This is a genomic window from Roseibium sediminis (genome assembly GCF_008711325.1).
GTDB classification, from domain to species: domain Bacteria; phylum Pseudomonadota; class Alphaproteobacteria; order Rhizobiales; family Stappiaceae; genus Roseibium; species Roseibium sediminis.
Genome location: NZ_VXDB01000108.1, coordinates 1 through 627, shown reverse-complemented (window position 1 = coordinate 627; position 627 = coordinate 1). Strand labels below are relative to the sequence as shown.

Annotated in this window: 1 protein-coding gene; it reads left to right on the top strand. The window is 61.1% G+C overall.

The features are described from left to right. Positions 1-368 (top strand): transposase (locus F0155_RS23280; RefSeq protein ID WP_150526945.1); only part of this gene is annotated, 368 nt, incomplete at its 5' end. Between the last annotated feature and the right edge of the window lie 259 nt (positions 369-627).

Here is a 627-nt window from a genome sequence, read left to right as displayed (position 1 = left end):
CGATCCCGGGCATCGGGGTGCTCACCGCGACGGCTCTGGCCGCCACCGTCGCCGATCCTTCGCAATTCCGATCCGCCCGTCAGTTTGCGGCCTGGCTCGGGCTGGTCCCGAGACAGAACTCCTCGGGCGGTAAGGACCGGTTGGGGCGGGTCACGAAAATGGGCGACGGTTATTTGCGCAAGCTTCTCGTTGTCGGGGCTACGGCGGTGCTCAGGCGGATCAGGGATGCACAGACGCAAACCGCAGAGTGGGTCCGGCGCTTGCTGGAGAAGAAGCCCGCGCGGTTGGTCAGCGTGGCGCTGGCGAACAAGACCGCCAGGATCGTCTGGGCTATCATGTCGAAGCAGGAGGAGTACAACCCAGCCTGAGATCTCCGGGCGCTTGAGAAACGCTTCATACGAGTTGCAAGGGCAGTTGCAGTGATGATGATCTTTGCCGCCGCAGCCGGAACACCCCGTGGTATTGCCAGGGCATCATAGCCCGGCAAGTTGATAGGGACCCGGCTTGCGGACTTCATCAAGGCCAGCGGTCAAACACGCCGCGCAAACAGGCCGGACAAATGACCGCTACGCAAAAAGATCTGAAGCACAAAGAAAACCCTTGCAAAAACGGAGCTGTCCACAAATG